The organism is Dehalococcoidia bacterium, from assembly GCA_041649635.1.
In the GTDB taxonomy this organism is placed as follows: Bacteria; Chloroflexota; Dehalococcoidia; order E44-bin15; family E44-bin15; genus JAYEHL01.
The window spans coordinates 127784-147416 of the sequence record JBAZMV010000001.1; the positions used below are offsets into that span (position 1 = coordinate 127784).

Here is a 19633-nt window from a genome sequence, read left to right on the forward strand (position 1 = left end):
GTTTATTAAGGAGCACCTGATATGAAACGCCTGAAGATGCCCAAGATACCAACAAGGGTACCGGTGCCTGATATGCCGAGTATTCGTATCCGCTCCAGTAAGAAAGATAAAGGTGAATTCGTCGCTGACGCCGTACCGCTCGTAGCAGAGGAGCAAGCCCCTGAGACACAACCGGTAGAACAGATCGCAGTTGAACAACCGGCTGTTGAACAGCCCGTGGAAGTTAAAGAGTCGGGGCATCGCAAAGTAAATATGCCCAATATACCTTTGCCCAGTATATCCAAACCAACACTCCGCAAGCCCAGCGCGCCTAAGATACCCCTCCCCAGCATATCCAAGCCCGGCGCTCCCAAACTGAGCGTGCCCAAGATTCCCCTCCCCGGGATATCCATGCCCGGCAAGTCCAGGAAGGCTCATCCTCAAGAGGAAGAGCAGCCTCAGCCTGAGATGATCGAAAAAGCCGCCCCTGAGCCATATTCACCGGAGCCCGCGGCGACCGCCGACAGCGTTCCGGAACAGGCGGAAGAAAAAGCTAGACCGAAAATTAGTATTCATAAAATAAGCGCGCCCAAGATGCCTTCTCTGCGTAAGGCAAAAGAAAAGCAGCCGGCAGACGAAACCACGACCGAGCGCGAAACCCCACCGGCGGCCGAGGATGAGAAAAAACCAAAGGCTAGAATAACAGGTATCCACATACCGTCTTTCCGCAAAGCGAAAGAAAAACCTGAGACAGCCGCGGAAACGGAACCCGCGCCTCAGTTGCAAGAACCGCCTGCTCCGATAAAAGAACCGTATATTCCTATGGGGACACCGTCGATACCTGTGGATGTACAGCCGTCTTCGATAGAAGAACCGCCCGCTCCGATAAAAGAACCGTATATTCCTATGGGGACACCGTCGATACCTGTGGATGTACAGCCGTCTTCGGTAGAAGAACCGCCTGCTCCATGGGCTCCTATTGCTCCGCCAGAGGTACCGCCGACTCCAGTACAAGTGCCTTCGGCTCAGGCACAGTTTACTCCGGCGGGAGTTTCGGAGTCTTCCATAGAAGCGCCGCCGTCTCCACCCGAGACACCTAAGGCGAAGGGTAAATCCAAACTGAGCATGCCCAAAATGCCAAAGATCGGCATGCCCAGTATGTCCGTGGGAAAAGGGAAGGGCGGCGGAACCAGGTCTACCGGTAAACGCATCCTGGCTTTAAGTATCGAAGGCAACGATATCAGGATGTTGAGTTATGCCAATAACGCAGTGGATTCATGGAAAAGCGTTCCGTTCGATGCCAGTCTACTCAAAATGGGACAGGTAGCCGATCCCGTAGGTCTGGGAGAAATCATTAAGAGCGCGGTCGTCGATATTGAAGTACACAGGTGTTATGTATTGTGCGCTCTGCCCGGCCTCAGATCTGTCTCCCGCATCATCTCCATTCCGAATGTAAGCAAGAAAGAGATGGAAACAATCATCCCCCGCGAGGTCAGGAGAACCATGACGGTATCGGAGGAGGATAATTACTTCCACTGGCAGGTACTCCCCGTGGAAGCGGCGCAGGCACGCGTCTTCGTGCTGGCCGTGCCCAAAGAACCCATTTCACTGCTATTACGGTCTTTGAGTAACGCCGGACTCAACCCTTCTCAGATGGACCTTAAACCTCTGGCGCTCATGAGAGCGATAAATCAGAAGGATGCCATCATTGCCAATTGCGAAGGTAACAGCATGGAGCTGGTCATAGTTTCAGATGACATCCCTGTACTGATACGAAGCGTATTCCTGGGAGAAGGCGTAGCAAACCAGGATTACGCGGTGGGAAGGATCAGCGACGAGCTGGGGCGAACAGTTGTAACCTACAACGAGATCAATAAGGAACGCCCGCTTGACCAGGACGTTCCTGTCTATCTCACCGGAGCGGCGGCATCAGGCGTGCCTTTCGCTCTCAACGTTGCAGCGCTGACGGGCCGAACGGTACAGCCGCTGGAATCGCCTGTAACGGTACCGGAAGACCTGCCCCTGGCCGAGTATATGGTCAATATAGGACTCCTCCTTAAAGTGGTATGACGCCAATCTTTGCGGCATTCGTTTTCGCGCTGTTCGGCATGTCCATCGGCAGTATGTTGAATGTGTGCATAGACCGCATCCCAGCCGGGCAATCCATAGTCAGACCTCCATCACACTGTCCTTACTGCAATAGAAAAATAGCAGGCATAGACCTGATACCCATCTTCAGCTATATATTCCTGCGCGGCCGCTGCAGGTACTGCGGGGCCGGGATACCCATCCGTATATTCATTGTTGAGCTGACAACAGCGCTTCTCTTCGGACTGATCGCGTGGCACTTCATGTCCCATCACGACGGCCTGAGCGCACTTGTTGCCATTCCCATTGTATACGCCTGCGTCTTCATGGTCATTTTCTTCATCGATCTGGAACAGCAGATAATAATCGTCCACCCGATAGTCACGGCAGGAATAATACTGGCGCTTATCTTCTCGCTGTTCTGGGACGGCTTCGGGGAATACTGGCCCCAGGCTAGTATAGCCAATACCTACTTCGACGGCATAACATCGTCGCTTCTGGGCGGCGCTACCGGATTCGTCTTTATGATAGTTCCGTACCTCATCGCCAGGTGGCACTACAAGTCGGAGGGGATAGGGCAGGGGGACATATACCTTGGAGTTTTTATAGGCGCGGCGACGGGATTCCCGCTGGTCTTCCTGGCTTTAATAATAGGAGTGATTATCGGCGGCGTAACGGCCATCGCACTGTTAGCCCTGCGCCGTAAGAAGAAGAAGGACATGATACCCTTCGGGCCGTTCCTGTCTGTCGGGGCTATGATAGCGGTGATATGGGGAACCCAGATGATGGACTGGTATCTCAACCGTTATTCATCATTCTGAGAGGAGATGCCGTCAGTCTTTACTTTATGCATTCGACAAACGAAAAATATTGACAAAGCTAGTATACGTATGATAACCTTTCCTAATCTTCCGACAAAACCTAAAAATACCAAATGCACATAAAAGACTATTGACAAATATAAAACATTGTGATATCTTAATTCTGGATAAAATTATATAAAATACGATATACGATATATGTAATGAACTGGTAAATTTACAGGAAAGGAGGTGAATTGAAATGAAGACGTATAAAAACATAGGGTTCGGGCCACGGAAAAGCAAGAAAGGTTTCACGTTAATCGAGTTATTGATCGTTATGGTCATCCTGGCGATCCTGGCCGGAGTCGTGGTCATGGCCGTAGGCGGCGTATTTGGCAATGCCAGAGAGCGCGCTTACGATACAACTAAGGACGAGCTGAAGAACGCCGTTGCAGAGTACGCAAGTCGCCACTCAGGAGATTTCCCGTATACGAGCACCGCCAACATAACACTTACCTCTCCTGCGGGCACATACTACATCATCAACATAGGCGATATACTGACTGCGAATGGCGGCGTACTAGCGGACGAGCCGGACAGCGTTGCTCTTCTGGACACCGCTGATAACTGCGATGGTGGACTGACATGCACTGCCAGCGACACTGCCCACTACGTATGGCTGATGGATGCTTACGGCAACATATACTCCCAATGCGATGACGAAAACGGCGGCAGCACTGCTTGCGACGCCGAGGATGAAGATGGTTTCATGACCGTATATCCGTAAGCTCGGTTAAGGTAAACAAAGCTTGACTCAGAACCCAAATAACAACAAGAAGCGCTTTGAGAAATCGGGGCGCTTCTTCTTTTCCCCGTCTCAACACGGGCGAAATATTTTTCGCCCCTACACCGCGAATATCTTCCAATCCGGTGGTTCGGGAATCGGCTATTCATAATCCCCTCTGGATTATCCTTCCCTGTATCAGGGAAGGATAATGACAATTACGCATCGACATTTCCCGTAGGGGCAAGCCCCCGTGCTTGCCCGAATGCTAGTCATCACAACCGATTTTATCTTTTGTAGGGGCGATCCTTGTGATCACCCGAATCCGATACATTACAACCGATAACCCCCGCGTAGGGGCAGACCTGTGTGTCTGCCCTTTAATGCCGTATCTGATTAAGGCGCCAAACCTACCCCCACATTAATCAACATCTCAATTGACACCCTTACGGCATAATAGTAAGATATTCACACAGGTCATTTTTATTAGCCCCCATTAGTCTATTAATTATGCTCGCAAAAGTATTAAGCTGCGCCGTGGTCGGCCTTGAAGGCTGCATCGTAGAGGTGGAGATAGATATTTCACCCGGCCTGCCTGCATTCAACATCGTAGGATTGCCGGATACCGCGGTGCAGGAGGCCAAGGAGAGGGTCCGCGCAGCTATCAAAAACAGCGGACTGTACTTCCCTGCCAAACGCATCACGGTTAACCTGGCCCCCGCCGACATGAAGAAAGAAGGCCCGGCCTACGACCTGCCGATAGCCGTAGGCATACTGATATGCTCGGGACAAATACAAGCGGATGTCTCAGACACGGCACTCCTCGGCGAACTGTCGCTGGACGGCAGCCTGCGCCACACTCACGGAATCCTGCCCATGGTGGCCCTTGCTGCTGACAACAGCCTTCATTCCGTCTTCGTCCCGGCCGTTGACGCCCGCGAGGCCTCGCTGGTGCAGGAAGCAAAGATACTGCCCGTCAATTCGCTATCGGAGCTGGCGCGGCATCTGAATCGTAACGAATGCATATCTTACTATGTGCCGGAGGAGGAACTGCAGAATACGTCAATCATGTCCGCGACAGACCTGGCGGACATCAAGGGGCAAGAGCACGTAAAGCGCGGGCTGGAGGTGGCCGCGGCGGGAGGACACAACTTCCTCATGAGCGGGCCGCCGGGCAGCGGCAAAACCCTACTCGCGCGCTCCCTGCCGTCGATACTGCCGAAGATGAGCAGGGCTGAGGCTCTTGAGGTGACGAAGATTTACAGCATCAGCGGCCTGCTGCCGTCGGACACCCCGCTGATAATGCAGCGGCCCTACCGCGCCCCACATTACACCATCTCAAACGCCGGACTTGTCGGCGGCGGCAGGTGGCCCAGGCCGGGCGAGATTAGCCTGAGCCACCGGGGCGTGCTCTTCCTCGACGAGCTGCCCGAGTTCGGGCACAACGTGCTGGAGGTGCTGAGACAGCCGCTGGAGGACAAGGTGGTGAGTATCAGCAGAGCGCAGGGCAGCGTCACCTTTCCTGCCAACTTCATGCTGCTTGCGGCCATGAATCCGTGCCCGTGCGGATACTTCGGCGATCCGATAAAGGAGTGCACCTGTTCGCCGGGCACAATATCGCGATATCAGAAACGCATCAGCGGCCCTCTCCTGGACCGGATAGACATGTTCGTGCAGGTGCCGCGCATAGAATACGAGAAGCTGGCTGATGACCACAAAGGCGAATCGTCCGAATTAGTACGTTCCAGGGTCGAGGAAGCACGAGAGATACAGCGCGCGAGGTTCGCCGGCACCAGGATAGTCTGCAACGCAGAGATGTCCCCCTCTCAGGTTAAGCTGTTCTGCCAGGTGGAATCCGAGGCGCAGCAGCTGTTAAAAGCGGCCATGCAGCAGATGGCGCTCTCGGCGCGGGCCTTCCACCGCGTGCTCAAGCTGGCGCGCACCATCGCCGACCTGGCTAAGGAACCCGGCATTCACGTAAGCCATCTGGCCGAGGCGCTGCAGTACAGGCCGAGGAGCCTGATGCAGTAGTCCGCAGCTTTGTATCCGATAATTCAGCGAGTCTTTCTCTCTAGTTAAAACAATACACCGCCAACGATGTTGGCGGTGTATTTAATTTCTTACTCAGATCAAATACTGTCTATTGCATATAACTCAGGGCTACAGATATCGATACGGATATAATAATGATCGACAGTACAATAGCAACAAACTGCCAGGATATAAGAAAACGTTTCAGCGCAGCCTTGGCAGCTTCATCAGCCAGAGCGCGAGTCTCTTCATACTTGCTATCTACAACTTCCGGTAATCTTGACATACGACTTCAACTCAACGTTAGTGTTGACTACTTAGGCCATATAGGCCAAAGCTGATGCTATCGATACGGCTATGACAATGATTGCCAGCACAATGGCAACGAACTGCCATGAAGTGAGGAAGCTCTTAAGCACCATCTTGGCGGCCTCTATAGAACGCGCGTGCGCATCATCAACCGCTTTATCAACCATCCCCTGCGTTTTCTTCATGACATCGGAGAATGCGTCCTCGGTGGCTTTCACCGCTGCTTCAGCCTTGGACCTGGCTTCCGCAGCGACCTGCTCCGTCCTTCCTATCATAGCATCGGTCTTCTTCACCGCCTCGGCAGTAGCCGCCTCAGACTTACGCTCTACATCAACCGCGGTCTTCTCGGCCTTCTGCAGCATGGCCTCAACCTTCTTCAGCGCATCGGCGATAGCCTGTTCCGACTTCCGCTCAACATCAGCAGCGACCTTCTCGGACCTCAGCGCCATCGCCTCCGCTTTCTTCAGCGCATCGGCGATAGTCTCGTCGGACTTCCGTTTGACCTCAGCAGCGACCTCCTCGGATTTCAGAGTCATCGCCTCTGCAGCCGCCAGCGCCCCGGCAACAGCGCCTTCGATAGCCTTAACCGACTCATCCGTCTTTGTCTGGATATCAGCCGCAAGTTTGGCAAGTGCTTCCAGGTAGACATGCATAGCGCGAACGGCGGCGATTACAGCTCTGTCTCCGGCCGCGCTGGCAAGATCGGAGGCCGCCCGGGCCTTCTCCGCCGTCTTTATTCCAGAGGCGGCCGCTTCCTTGGCCTGCCTGCCGGAATCGATAACCTTCTCGGCCAGCGTTCCCGACAAAGCGGAGGCGGCCCTGAGAGCTTCATCTCCGGCCAACTCGGCGAAATCGCATTTCCTGTCCAGCTCCTCCGCGGCGAACAACGCCTCCGCAGACGCTTTCTTCGCAGCCGCGCCGGCCTCCTGCGCTTTTTCGATATTATTTAAATTGGGAGCCTTTGTAACAACATCAACAGACGCGTCAGCCGCCTTTGCCGCTTCCTTCGCCTGCTTGATGGCCTCATTCGCAGATTTGATCGAGGCATCCACGGCATCACTGGCGATATAAGCCCTCTCCTGAGCCCTGAGCCCTTCCTCCTCGGCCCTGGCCGCCGTCTCCGAGGCTATCCTGTCCGCTAACTCAGCCACCTCGGCGGCTTTGGCCTCGATCTCTTGCTGCCTGCGGGCGGCATCGGCCGCTATCTGTTCCGCCCTGCGGGCTACCTCGTCCGCTATATCCTCAGCCCTGCCTGCCGCCCTTTCGGCGATCTCCACCGCCCTCCTCAACGCATCCGCTATAGCGCGATTAGCAGCCTCAATAGCGCTGTCGCCGGCGATATTCGCGGCATCGGAAGCGCCGCGTGCTTTATCAAATAACTTCAGCCCGGAGGCCGCCGCGTTCCTGGCCTGAGTACCGGCCTCGGCAACCTTTTCTCCCAGAACACCGGTCAAAGTGGAGGCAGCCTTAAGCGCCTCATCCCCGGCTAACTGAGCGAAATCCGCCTTCCGCGCTACTTCCTCAGCGGCGGCCAGCGTCAAAGCCGATTCCCTCTTGGCCTGGGCGCCGGCCCTGCCGGCTAACTCGATATTATCTATGGTGGGCTTCGCAGACACCTCAGCGGCAGCCGTTTCAGCGGCCTTGGCCGCATCTTTGGCCTTCTTTATCGCCTCGCTCGCGGCTTTCATGGCTGCCTCTAAAGCCTCGGTGGAAGCATAGGCCCTCTCTTGAGCTTTAAGCCCCTCATCCTCAGACTGGGCCGCTATCTGATCCGCCGCGGTGCTGGCCACGCTTGCCACCTCTACAGCCTTGGCTTCAACTTCCTCCTGCTTACGGGCGACTTCCTCCGCAGCCTGTTTGGCCTCAGCGCCGGCCTGCGCGGCCCGCTCCGCTTCCTCCTGCGTCGCCTTTAATGCAGCTTCTGCTATCTTCTTAGCCTCTACTGAAGAGATATCCGCTTCCTTAGCCTTCTCTACGGCTTCCTTTGCCGCTTCCTCGGCCTTCTTAGCCGCTGCCTGAATATCCTGTCCAGTCGTCTTTGCCTCTACCGCCTGCGCCCCCGCCTCAGCGGCGGCCTTAATCGCGGATTCAGCCGCCTTTCCCGCCTCCTTAGCAGCCTGTTCGGACCTGCGAAGAGCGTTAGCTATATCCCAGATATTCTCATCGATCTCATCCAAGATGGCTGGAAGCGTTTTTGTAGCTATCTTAAAAGTACCTTTGCGAGCGACTTCTTTCTCAGCTTCGGACTGCTCCGATTTCTTCTCTTCCTCGGGATCGCCTTCTGTTTTCTTTGCCATCTTCGTCTCCTTATTCAAATCCCAGCTATTACGATATATTTCCTATAATACAAATGTCCCAGCACCGATACCGGAACTGGGACCGTAACCTAACAGCTTGTTCTAGCTATAGTTCTCCAAATTCAGCAACATACCCCACAACTCCGCACCCTGATTCGTTCATCCCTGCTATAAATCCGACAATAATAATACCCCGCCTGGGGGCATATTGTGCAGACTGGTCATATATATCACATACATTAATCCTTGTCAATAATATTTGTCAAGCACAAAACAAGCGTATCTCATTGACATGGCGTACACGCTTACACTAAAATCACGTCGAAGGTGGCAAGAGTGAACATCAACGAAATTCGAGAGGCGTATCTTACTTTTTTTGAAGAGAAGGAACATCTGCGCGTAGCAAGCTCGTCTCTGGTTCCGAAGTCGGACCCGACCCTGCTGCTGACATCAGCGGGGATGGTGCAGTTCAAACGATACTTCACCGGAGAGGCGATACCCCCCAATCCGCGAATGACATCGTGTCAGAAGTGCTTCCGCGTGACGGACATCGATGATGTGGGTGATACGCGGCACCTCACTTTCTTCGAGATGCTGGGCAACTTCAGCGTCGGCGACTACTTCAAGAAGGAAGCTATCGCCTGGTCGTGGGAGTTCGTCACGGAGCGGCTCAAGATGCCGCCGGAGAGACTGTGGGTCACTATATACAAAGACGACGAAGAGGCGTTCCAGTACTGGCAGGACATCGGATTCCCCAAGGAGAAGATAAAGCGATTCGGGGATAAGGAGAACTTCTGGGGACCCGCAGGCGACAGCGGCCCCTGCGGCCCCTGCAGCGAGCTGCACTACGACTTCGGCGAGGGCATCGGATGCGGCAAATCCGACTGCGGCCCCAACTGCGAGTGCGGCCGCTTCGTTGAGATATGGAACCTGGTCTTCACGCAATACGACCAGCTCAAGGACGGCAGCCGCGTGCCGCTGCCCAAACCCAACATCGATACGGGCATGGGGCTGGAGCGCACCGCCGCGGTGATGCAGGGCGTGACGACGGTATATAAGACCGACGCATTCCAGCCCATGATCGAACATATCAGCAAACTGGCAGGCAAGCGCTACGGCGAGAACGAGGAGAACGACCGTGCCATACGCATACTCGCCGACCACTCGCGCGCGATAACATTCCTCATCGCCGACGGTGTGATACCCTCGAACGAGGGTCGCGGCTACGTGTTGCGCCGGGTGTTGCGCCGCGCCGCGCTCTTCGGCAGGAACCTGGGATTGGAGGAGCTTTTCCTCTGCAACCTGGCTACAGAGGTCATCAAACATATGGGTGCCGCATACCCTGAACTCAAGCGCGAGCAGAAGCATATCCTAGCCACCATCGAGGCCGAGGAATCGAGATTCCGCGAGACGCTCAACGTCGGCCTGAACCTGCTGGACTCAACTATACAGAACACATTCACAAGAATGTTAGAAGACACCGAATTTAAACAGGCCATAAAGACAATGCAGTCGACTACAAATGGCCTTGTGAAGGGTATACAATCACTCAAAATCCCAGAAGAAACTTTTAAAGTATTTGAGACCATTAAATCACGAACTGACGAGTTCGAAAAAGCTTTGCAATCATTAAAGATCCCAGAAGAAACTCTCAAATCATTAGAAGTACTAGGGCAAGCTATGCAACCTTTATCCGAAGAAGTTCGCAAGTCTTCCGAAGCACTAGAACAAGCTATGCAACCTTTATCCGAAGAAGTTCGCAAGTCTTCCGAAGCACTAGAACAAGCTATGCAACCTTTATCCGAAGAAATTCGCAAGTCTTCCGAAGCACTAGAACAAGCTATGCAACCTTTGCTAAAAGAATTCGCGGCAGCTTCTGATATAATGTCGAAAACTTTAAATGCTTCTAGAATTACTGGCTCTCAACTTTTCAAGCTATACGATACCTACGGCTTCCCTCTCGATGTTACAAAGGAAGTCGCAGACGAGCACGGCCTGAAAGTAGACATGGAAGGCTTCGAACGCGAGATGGACAAGCAGCGCGAGAAGGCCCGCTCCGCGCACAAGTTCAAGGTGGACGACAAAGCCGCGGCCAGGGTATATACAAAGGAGAACCTGCCGGAGGTAAGATTCGTCGGCGACGACTGCTCCAGGCTCAAACACCGCAGCGATATTTTAATAATGACCGCTAAAGGCGCGAAGACGGCGAAGTTGTCGCAGGGCGACGAGGGCGAGATAGTGCTGCACGAGACGCCGTTCTACGGCGAGATGGGCGGACAGGTGGGCGATATCGGCGAAATCATCGGCCCGCACGGGCGTTTCATAGTGGAGGATACATATCACATAGGACACGAGTTGACCGTGCACCACGGCAAGGTGAAAGAGGGTTATATCACCACCGAGGACACCGCTGAGGCCAGCGTAGACGAGCAGCGCCGCCGCGACATCGCGCGCAACCACACGGCAACCCACCTGCTCCAGGCGGCGCTGAGGCAGGTGCTGGGCGAGCACATACGGCAGTCCGGCTCGCTGGTGGCGCCCGATTATTTCCGCTTCGACTTCACCCACCAGAAGGCGCTTACTAGAAATGAGTTGATTAAAGTACAGCGCATCGTGAACGATTTCATACGCCGCGACTATAAAGTGACGGCGACAAATATGCACTACAAGGAAGCCGTTGACATCGGCGCGCTGGCCTTCTTTGACGAGAAGTACGCCGACGAGGTGCGCGTGATGCAGGTCGGCAAGCCGTCTATATCCACAGAGCTGTGCGGAGGCTGCCACGTCTCTGCCACGGGAGAGATTGCTTTCATGTGCATCACCGGCGAGAGCAGCATCGGCGCGGGCATACGGCGCATAGAGGCCGTCACCGGAAGGGGCGCCGAGCGATACATTGAAAGCAAACAGGAGATGATCGACGAGATCGCGGCGGCGCTCAAGACCAAGCCCGCCGACATCTTAAATCGGATATCCTCACTACAGAAAGAGATCGAGGCCATGCGCAAGAAAGCGGCGAGCACGGAGCAGCAATCGCTCAAGGGAGACGCCGCATCGCTCATCGACAAGATAGTCGATATAAACGGTGTGCGCGTGCTGGCAGCCAGGGTCGACGCGACGGACATGGACGCACTGCGCAGAATGGGCGACCACATAAAGGAGCAGGCTGGCAGCGTTCTGCTGGTGCTGGCGGCGGAGTTCGACAGCCAGGCTAATTTCATCGCCATGGCGACACCGGATCTGGTCGCCAAAGGTCAAAGCGCCGGACATATCATTAAACATATCACGCAGGCGGCCGGCGGCCGCGGCGGCGGCAGGGCGGAGACGGGGCAGGGCGGATGCAAGGACGCGGCAAAGATAGACGAAGCCCTGAAAATGGTAAGGGAATTGGTGACCGAACATGGCCATCATCGGGCTTGATGTCGGCGATAAACACATCGGCGTCGCCATGGCGGTCGGCAGCGTGGCTATCCCCGTCGCCGTTATCGGGAGGACGGAGGAAGCGGACGATTTGGAGCGGATTGCGGCGCTGGCACGTGACTATGAGACCGAGCTTATCGTTATCGGGTTGCCGCGCTCCATGGACGGCACCGTCGGCGCCCAGGCTAATCTGGTTCTCGATTTCGCCAAGTCGCTCTCGAACCACATAGACATTCCGATTGAGATGTGCGACGAACGCCTGACCACCGTGATAGCGGATCGATTGATGCGGGAAAGCGGCGTCAAGCGCAAGAAACGCAAGGCCAATATCGACGCCATGGCCGCCGCCGTCATCTTGCAGGCTTACATCGACGGAGCGAAATGATGTAGAGGTAGGGTGGGTAGAGCGCAGCGAAACCCACCACAATATATTATGACGGTGGATTCCGGCATTCGACGGAATGACGAATAGGAACGTCCCGTAGGGGCAATTCATGAATTGCCCCTACACGATGACCGCAATATTGGGGGCCAGGGGGTTGATAATACATCAAATGACGAAACTGGTCGGATTAATAGGTTATCCCGTAGGGCATTCCGTGTCCCCGCAGATGCAGCAGGCTGCGCTCGACCACTACAAGCTCGACATCAGATACGAACTGTGGGAGACGGCGCCGGATAAGCTGGCCTCGTTCGTCGAGCGGCTGCGGCAACCGGAGTATCTGGGCGCGAATATCACGGTGCCGCACAAGGGCGCTATGCTTCAGCTCGTCGACGAGACCGAGGCCCTGGCCTCAGAGGTAGGCGCAATTAATACCATAGTCAACAGGGACGGGCGGCTGCTCGGCTTCAACACCGACGCCGGCGGCTTTCTCAAAGCATTGAACAAGGACGGCGGCTTCGATCCGGCTGAGAAGCGGGCGGTGATACTCGGCGCCGGCGGGGTGGCGCGGGCTGTGACGTTCGCGCTGTCCAAGGCCGGGATAAAGTCGCTTACGATAACCGACGTCGACATGGAAAAAGCCCAAGGGCTAAAGACCGACCTGGAGCGCAGCCTAGCGCGAACGCAGGGTAAGCCGCCGCGAAGCTGCTACGACGCCAAGGATATCACATGGATCGATTCGCTGACTTACAAGCTGTGGCCCATCCCCGACATCGACATCGTTCCATCAAACGACACGCATTTCAAGGACGCTTTATCGGAATGTAACCTGATAGTGAACTGCACGCCGATAGGGATGAAGCACGGAGCAACCGAGAACGAATCCCCGCTGGAGGCCGCTTTAATCCCCGCAGGAGCATTTGTTTACGATGTGGTGTATAATCCTCTAGTAACAAAATTTCTATCGGACGCAAAAAAAGCAGAGGCGAAAACGCTCAACGGATTGACGATGCTGGTATATCAGGGGGCTATAGCCTTTGAGCTCTGGACGGGTAGGGAGGCTCCTGTTAACATAATGTTTAAAGCGGCGGAAAAAGCTCTATGAAGTGAGGGGGACTTATGAACACGGATTTGACAAGCAGGCGCTGTGGATACTGCAAGGGCACGGGAAAGGTAAAAAAATCGGAGTTTGGCATGACTTCCGTATCATGCCCGATCTGTCATATGAAAGGCACGATAGAAGTTCCCTCTAACTACGCCGTTTGCTCTCACTGCGACGGCACCGGAAAAATCGTTTCAGGTTTCGCCATGAGCAAGACCGCAGTCTGCGAAGCGTGCGGTGGTCAAGGCTGGGCCAAGCCGAGTTGATCGTGGAAGGAATAGCTATGTTACGTTATTTAACCGCGGGCGAATCTCACGGCAAAGCGCTGACGGCTATAATCGACGGCATGGTCGCCGGGCTGCCTCTCGATGAAGGCTACATCGCCCGCGACCTTGCGCGCAGGCAGGGCGGATACGGCCGCGGCGGACGTATGAAGATAGAGAAGGACCGCGCCGAGATACTTTCCGGCGTGCGCTACGGCCTGACAATGGGAAGCCCCATCTCTCTGCTGATACGCAACCGCGACTGGGAGAACTGGGCGGAAACCATGTCGGTCGCATCGGTATCAAAGAAGATCGAGCCGGTAACGCGGCTGCGCCCCGGACACGCCGACCTGGCTGGCACGAAGAAGTACGGTCTCGACGATGTGCGCCCCATCCTGGAACGTGCCAGCGCCCGCGAGACGGCGGCGCGCGTAGCGGTGGGCGCTGTAGCTAGGCGATTTCTTGAGGAGTTCGGAGTCGAGCTGAAGAGTCATACGTTGGCCATAGGCGACTCGCGAGTCGCAGACATTGATATCAATAAAATTGACTGGGGCAAGGTCGAGAAGTCGCCTGTGCGCTGCACCGCAGCGAAGGCGGAAAAGACGATGATCGCCGCCATAGACGCGGCGAAAGACGGCGGCGACAGCGTTGGCGGCGTATTTCAGGTGGTAGCCGCCGGCGTGCCCATCGGACTGGGCAGCCACGTGCAGTGGGACCGCCGCCTCGACGGCAGGATAGCGCAGGCGATAATGAGCATACCCGCCGTTAAGAGCGTCGAGATAGGCGGATCCTCATCCGTCGCAGGGTTGATAGGCTCGCTGACGCACGACACGATAAAATACGACAAGTCTAAACTTGAGTGGAGCCGAGCCACCAATCACGCCGGAGGCATCGAGGGCGGCATCAGCAACGGCGAAGCGATATTAGTCAAAGCCTTAGTCAAGCCGATACCGACACTGAGCAAGCCGCTTCCCTCAGTCGACCTTAAGACAGGCAAGCGCGTCGACGCCCACATCGAGCGCAGCGACGTGTGCGTGGTGCCGGCAGCGGGCGTGATAGGGGAGGCCATGCTGGCCATAGTGCTGGCCGACGCCATGCTGGAGAAGTTCGGCGGCGACCATCTCAAGGAAACGATTCGCAATTATAGGAATTACATTAAGACAATATAGGTAATCCATAAAAATAGGTGCAGGATAAATCCTGCCGGGGGAACTGGGGGTGTCCCCCAGATTTTTTTATTATCCCCCAAGACTGGGGGATAACAGGGGGTTGATAAACCCCGAGTTGAATGTTAAAGGCAGTCTTATGCGTAAAGACAACATAATCATCATCGGCTTCTCCTTTACCGGCAAATCGGTAGTAGGGAAAAGGACAGCTGAGAAACTCGGGTGGCAGTACATAGACAGCGACCATGCGATAGCGGCTGCCGTTGGCAAACCCATCCCTGACATATTCGCCGAGAAAGGCGAGTCGCATTTCAGAGCGCTGGAGCGCGAGATGCTGCAAGACGTTTGCGGACGCAAGAATAAGGTCATAGTCACCGGCGGCGGCGCCATCGTCGACCCGCGCAACCGCGAACTCTTCCTGCGATCAGGCGTCGTAATCTGCCTGGAGGCCCATCCTAAGACCATCTACAAACGCCTTCTGGAATCGAAACAGATGGAGGATACGGTGCCCCGTCCGCTGCTGAAGGCCGCCGACCCTATGGCGCGCGTCATACAACTCAAAACATCGCGTCAGGCATACTATGCCGTAGCCGACCGGGCTGTTTTCACCGATAACATGACGGTCGATGAGACCGTCGAAGCCGTGATAATGGAATTCGAGAAGGTCAAGTCTCAGCGGAAAGACACCGCCAGACAGACAACACCGTTCATCGTAACCACACCTGCCGACAATTATCCGGTTTTCGTCGGATGGGGATTACTGGAGGGCCTGGGTCGGCGTATGCGCCAGTGTGGGCTGAGCGGTTCCGCACTTATCATCAGCGACGATAATGTTTTCCCGCATCACGGTGAAAAAGCGATCGAATCGTTGAAAGCCGAGGGTTTCAAGACGGCGACATACATAGTGCCGGCAGGGGAATCGACGAAGACCATCGACACCGCGATCAAGATATACGACTGGATGGTCAAGCAGCATGCCGAGCGCGGACACGCCGTCGTGGCGCTGGGAGGCGGAATGGTCGGCGACCTGGCCGGATTCACCGCGGCAACATTTCTACGCGGCCTGCCGCTGGTGCACGTGCCGACTTCTCTCATGGCCATGACCGATTCGTCCATAGGCGGCAAAGTAGCGGTGAACCACCCCAAAGCCAAGAACCTAATCGGCGCCTTCTATCAGCCGCGCCTCGTGCTGGCCGACGTCAGCACGCTTAAGACGCTGCCCAAACGCGAACTCGTCTCCGGCTGGGCCGAGGTTATTAAACATGCGATGATCCTCGACGCAGATTTTCTCGACCTGCTTGAAAGCAACGCCGACGACCTGTCGAAGCTCAAGCCAGCCGTTATCGCGGAGGTCGTAAGACGCAGCGCCTACATCAAATCCACCGTGGTCGGCGAGGACGAGAAGGAACAGCGCAAACGCATGGTGTTGAACTACGGCCACACCATCGGGCACGGGCTGGAGGCGGCCACCGGCTACGGAAGGCTGCTGCACGGGGAGGCGGTATCCGTTGGAATGACGGGGGCGGCCATGCTCAGCCAGCGGCTCGGTATGATAAAACGCGACGTCGTCCTGCGCCAGAAAAAGATACTCGAACGTTTCGGCCTGCCCGTCGTCTGCTCCGATGTGAAGCTCGCCCCGGTCCTCAAAGCAATGGCCCTCGATAAGAAGGTCAAAGAAAAGAAAATCCAGTGGGTGCTGCTCGAAGGCATCGGCAAAACCACTTTCCGTGATGATGTCCCAGATAGAGACATCGTCAAAGTCATCAAGGAGCTTATCGTAAGTTGAAACGGAAGCTCAAAGACTTATTCGAACCCATTATCAATCGCATTCAGTCCTCGGAAACCTCCGTCGGCATTATCCTCAGTATCGTAGTAGGTATCGGCGCCGGATTCGGCGCGTGGGTCTTCTGGAAACTCATCGAATACTGCAGCTGGTTCTTCTTCAAGGGAGGCGCGTCCGCGTTCGGCTTTATGGGCGATTACTACGTCATCATATTGCCGGTGGCGGGCGGACTAATAATAGGCCCCCTCATATATCTGCTTGCCCGCGAGGCTAAGGGAGAAGGCCCGCCCGAGGTCATGAAGGCTATAGCCGTGGGCAAAGGCCGGATTCGACAGCGTATAGCCATAGCAAAGATAGTAGCCTCATCCATCTGCATCGGCAGCGGCGGCTCGGTGGGACGTGAAGGCCCGATAGTTCAAATCGGCGCTTCTATAGGTTCGACGATAGGCCAGCGTTTCAAGCTTTCCGACGAATGGGTAAAGACGCTTCTGCTCTGCGGCGCCGCGGGCGGCATATCGGCCACGTTCAACGCACCCATAGCAGGCGCGTTCTTCGCTTACGAAGTGTTGCAAAGAAAAGCCAGGATGCGAAACGCCCTCTTCATCATTATCAGTTCCGTTGCGGCATGTCTCATCGCCAACATATTTATTTTTACAGAAGAGCACCCCGCCCCGTTCGCCTTCGTTGCATATACAATGCAGAGCCCCTGGGAAATCATCTCTTATATGCTCCTCGGAGTAATAGCCGGCTCAGCCGCGTTCGCCTTTTTAAAATTCTTCTATAAGTGCGACGGATTCATATCAAACATCAGGTTCCCTTCCTACCTGAAACCGGCCGCCGGAGGACTTATCATAGGAGTCATCGGCTACTTCTACCCGGAGATATTCGGCGTGGGCTACGGGACGCACTACGGCCCCGGAGGCGAACTGCTTACCATGGGAGGCGTCGACAGCGCTTTGATGGGACAAATGACCATCGGCTTGCTGCTTACGCTGTTCGTGCTTAAAGTAATCGCCACGTCGATAACCCTCGGCTCCGGAGGCAGCGGAGGCATATTCGCCCCCTCACTGTTCATGGGAGCCATGCTGGGCGGAGCCTTTGGCCTGATATCACAGGAGCTTGTGCCCGGCATCACCGCGCCGGTGGGAGCATATTCCCTGGTAGGGATGGGCGCGTTCTTCGGAGCCGCGATAGGAGGGCCGCTGACCGCGATATTCATCGTTTTTGAAATTACAAGGGATTATGCCGTCATCCTGCCAATCATCGCCGCCGTTGCCTTCAGCACCATAGTCTTCAATAAACTGAGCAGCGAGACGATGTACACCACCAGATTGCTTAAGCAGGGCATTAATCTGCGCAAAATCCAAGAGCCGAACCTGATGAAGACGCTCACAGTCGGCGATATAATGACACGCGACTTCCCCACAGTGCCGCCCTATATGCCGATCACGGATCTGGCAGGCAAGATAGAGACGACAGGACACCATGGTTTCCCCGTAGTGGATGACGATGGGCATCTTTTCGGAGTAGTCACCATGTCGGACATAGAAGCCGGAATTAAAAAAGGAGCCGAAGGCCTCAAAGTCAGCGATATCGCTACTCGTAATCCCATCACCGCCTATCAGGACGAATCGGTGCACGAGCTCTTATCAAAACTGGGGGCAAAGGGGGTCCCGGATATCGGCCGTATACCGGTCGTATCGAGGGATAAATCACTTCTCCTGATAGGGGTACTGCGAAGGCATGACATCATAAGGGCGCAGATACAGGCAGCTACGGAAACGGATTCACGGCATCCGCTGGGATAATCATTGCCGGCGCACCGCGGCCCTCACCATCCTCATACGGTAAAGAAAACCTGCGACTATTTCTTGCTCGGCGGACTGCTTCAGCCGCCCGCTTCCTGCGCGGCCTTCTGTTTGGCCTCTTGCCTGGCCAACCTGCCAAAGAACGGTTTAATCATCGAGGGTGTGAGCAGCGTGGTGAACAGGCTCACCGCCACCGCCGCCCCGAACAGCTCGCGCGCCATCTCCTCATCCCCCAGCGCCCCGGGTATGAGCATCCCCACCCCGGCCACTATCAGCCCAACCTCGCCGCGGGGCACCATCCCAACGCTTACTATCATCGCCTCGGTATTGGAGAATCTGCCGACGAACTTGGACGGTATGTAGCAGCCAATTATCTTGCCTATGACAGCCAGCAACACCATCACGGCAGCAAAGGCCGCCACCGGCCCCATGGCCGGCACGTCCACCTGCATGCCCAGATAGCAGAAGAAGAACGGCGCCAGGAACAGCATTATCGGCCTGGTCTTCTCTATGATCTCTTCCTTCTCGGCGCATGCGGAGAACATCAAACCTGCGACGTAGGCCCCTACCACCGGATGAAGATCGATAAGCGTGACCAGATAAGAAATAAGGAATCCGACAAGCAATGCCACTATAGGAATGGCCTCGGCACTCTTGAACGGTCTGAGTATAAACCTGGAAATCTGCTTGTGGAACTTTACGCCCACAAACAGCAACGCTAGCCAGACGGCAAACCCGGCTATGGTGACATAAGCGATTTTCCCGGCATTAACCGTCCCCGACTGCGCGATGGAGGCGACAACGGATAATATGACTATGCCGATGATATCGTCGATGACTGCCGCGACCAGTATCGTAGTGCCGGCCCGGGTATGCAGCTTACCCATATCCATCAGTATGCGCACGGTTATACCGATGCTGGTGGCCACCAGGACCGCGCCCATGAACAACTTGGCAGAGTTAGGAGCATCGGGGAAGAACACCATGGTCATGAGGTAGCCGAAAACGAAAGGCAACAGCACTCCGCCGATAGCTACCAGGGTGCCCAGCTTGGCCTGACGGACAAACGAACGAACATCGGTCTCCACACCGGCGACAAAGAGCAGCACTATGACAGCTATCTCAGATATCACCTCCATTACGCTGAACTCGCCCTCGCCGGAGAGGCCCCAAGAGGTAAGATGTTCGAAAGGTATATGAGCGAAATTGAGGACTATCGGATCCGACCCGAAAATGAGACCTCCAAGTGCGAACGGCGAGATTATAACGCCGGCCAGCAACTCGCCGATAACTGCCGGCTGCTTGAGATATCGCTCCGTGAAAAACCCGCCTATCTTGGCGGCGATTAATATTAGAACAAAGGCTAATACAAATTTAAAATAAATTTCGACTTCCATTAACTACCTTCCTGCATCACAACG

Annotated in this window: 13 protein-coding genes; 11 read left to right on the forward strand and 2 right to left on the reverse strand. The window is 55.2% G+C overall.

Features of this window, described 5'->3' with window-relative positions; translation table 11 throughout:
• Window positions 1–21 precede the first annotated feature (21 nt).
• The 4 genes from WC562_00615 (at window position 22) to WC562_00630 (ending at window position 5685) form a co-directional block, all read left to right on the forward strand.
• Window positions 22–2049, forward strand: a complete 2028-nt coding sequence (locus tag WC562_00615) for a hypothetical protein (protein ID MFA5054664.1) — start codon at window positions 22–24, stop codon at window positions 2047–2049.
• The gene (locus WC562_00620; protein MFA5054665.1) at window positions 2046–2888 is read left to right on the forward strand and encodes a prepilin peptidase; all 843 of its coding nucleotides are present in this window, start codon (window positions 2046–2048) and stop codon (window positions 2886–2888) included. Before WC562_00615 ends, WC562_00620 begins: the two co-directional genes overlap by 4 nt.
• A gap of 241 nt (window positions 2889–3129) precedes the next feature.
• The gene (locus WC562_00625) at window positions 3130–3657 is read left to right on the forward strand and encodes a type II secretion system protein (GenBank protein MFA5054666.1); all 528 of its coding nucleotides are present in this window, start codon (window positions 3130–3132) and stop codon (window positions 3655–3657) included.
• Window positions 3658–4164: 507 nt separating this feature from the next.
• Entirely contained in the window at window positions 4165–5685 is a 1521-nt protein-coding gene (locus tag WC562_00630) for a YifB family Mg chelatase-like AAA ATPase (GenBank protein MFA5054667.1), read from the forward strand.
• A 317-nt stretch (window positions 5686–6002) separates the two neighbouring features.
• Here WC562_00630 and WC562_00635 read toward each other — a convergent pair whose 3' ends face one another.
• A complete protein-coding gene (locus WC562_00635) occupies window positions 6003–8291 on the reverse strand; it encodes a hypothetical protein (protein MFA5054668.1) in 2289 nt (762 codons plus the stop codon).
• Window positions 8292–8627: 336 nt separating this feature from the next.
• Here WC562_00635 and alaS point away from each other — a divergent pair, with 336 nt between their 5' ends.
• The 7 genes from alaS to WC562_00670 all read left to right on the forward strand — a co-directional run bounded on the left by alaS (window position 8628) and on the right by WC562_00670 (window position 18212).
• Complete coding sequence (gene alaS / locus WC562_00640; protein ID MFA5054669.1) at window positions 8628–11708, forward strand: alanine--tRNA ligase; 3081 nt, start codon at window positions 8628–8630, stop codon at window positions 11706–11708.
• A complete protein-coding gene (ruvX, locus tag WC562_00645; protein ID MFA5054670.1) occupies window positions 11689–12093 on the forward strand; it encodes a Holliday junction resolvase RuvX in 405 nt (134 codons plus the stop codon). The genes alaS and ruvX overlap by 20 nt, the downstream gene beginning before the upstream one ends.
• A gap of 169 nt (window positions 12094–12262) precedes the next feature.
• Complete coding sequence (locus WC562_00650; GenBank protein MFA5054671.1) at window positions 12263–13195, forward strand: shikimate dehydrogenase; 933 nt, start codon at window positions 12263–12265, stop codon at window positions 13193–13195.
• A gap of 14 nt (window positions 13196–13209) precedes the next feature.
• Window positions 13210–13458, forward strand: a complete 249-nt coding sequence (locus WC562_00655) for a hypothetical protein (protein MFA5054672.1) — start codon at window positions 13210–13212, stop codon at window positions 13456–13458.
• A 17-nt stretch (window positions 13459–13475) separates the two neighbouring features.
• A complete protein-coding gene (gene aroC / locus WC562_00660) occupies window positions 13476–14624 on the forward strand; it encodes a chorismate synthase (protein ID MFA5054673.1) in 1149 nt (382 codons plus the stop codon).
• A gap of 136 nt (window positions 14625–14760) precedes the next feature.
• Window positions 14761–16407 carry a 3-dehydroquinate synthase gene (gene aroB, locus WC562_00665; GenBank protein MFA5054674.1) on the forward strand — a complete coding sequence of 549 codons (1647 nt, stop codon included), beginning with the start codon at window positions 14761–14763 and terminating at the stop codon, window positions 16405–16407.
• Window positions 16404–18212 carry a chloride channel protein gene (locus WC562_00670; GenBank protein MFA5054675.1) on the forward strand — a complete coding sequence of 603 codons (1809 nt, stop codon included), beginning with the start codon at window positions 16404–16406 and terminating at the stop codon, window positions 18210–18212. The genes aroB and WC562_00670 overlap by 4 nt, the downstream gene beginning before the upstream one ends.
• Before the next feature lie 80 nt (window positions 18213–18292).
• Here the strand turns inward: WC562_00670 and WC562_00675 are convergent, their stop codons facing one another.
• Window positions 18293–19609 carry a cation:proton antiporter gene (locus WC562_00675; protein MFA5054676.1) on the reverse strand — a complete coding sequence of 439 codons (1317 nt, stop codon included), beginning with the start codon at window positions 19607–19609 and terminating at the stop codon, window positions 18293–18295.
• Between the last annotated feature and the right edge of the window lie 24 nt (window positions 19610–19633).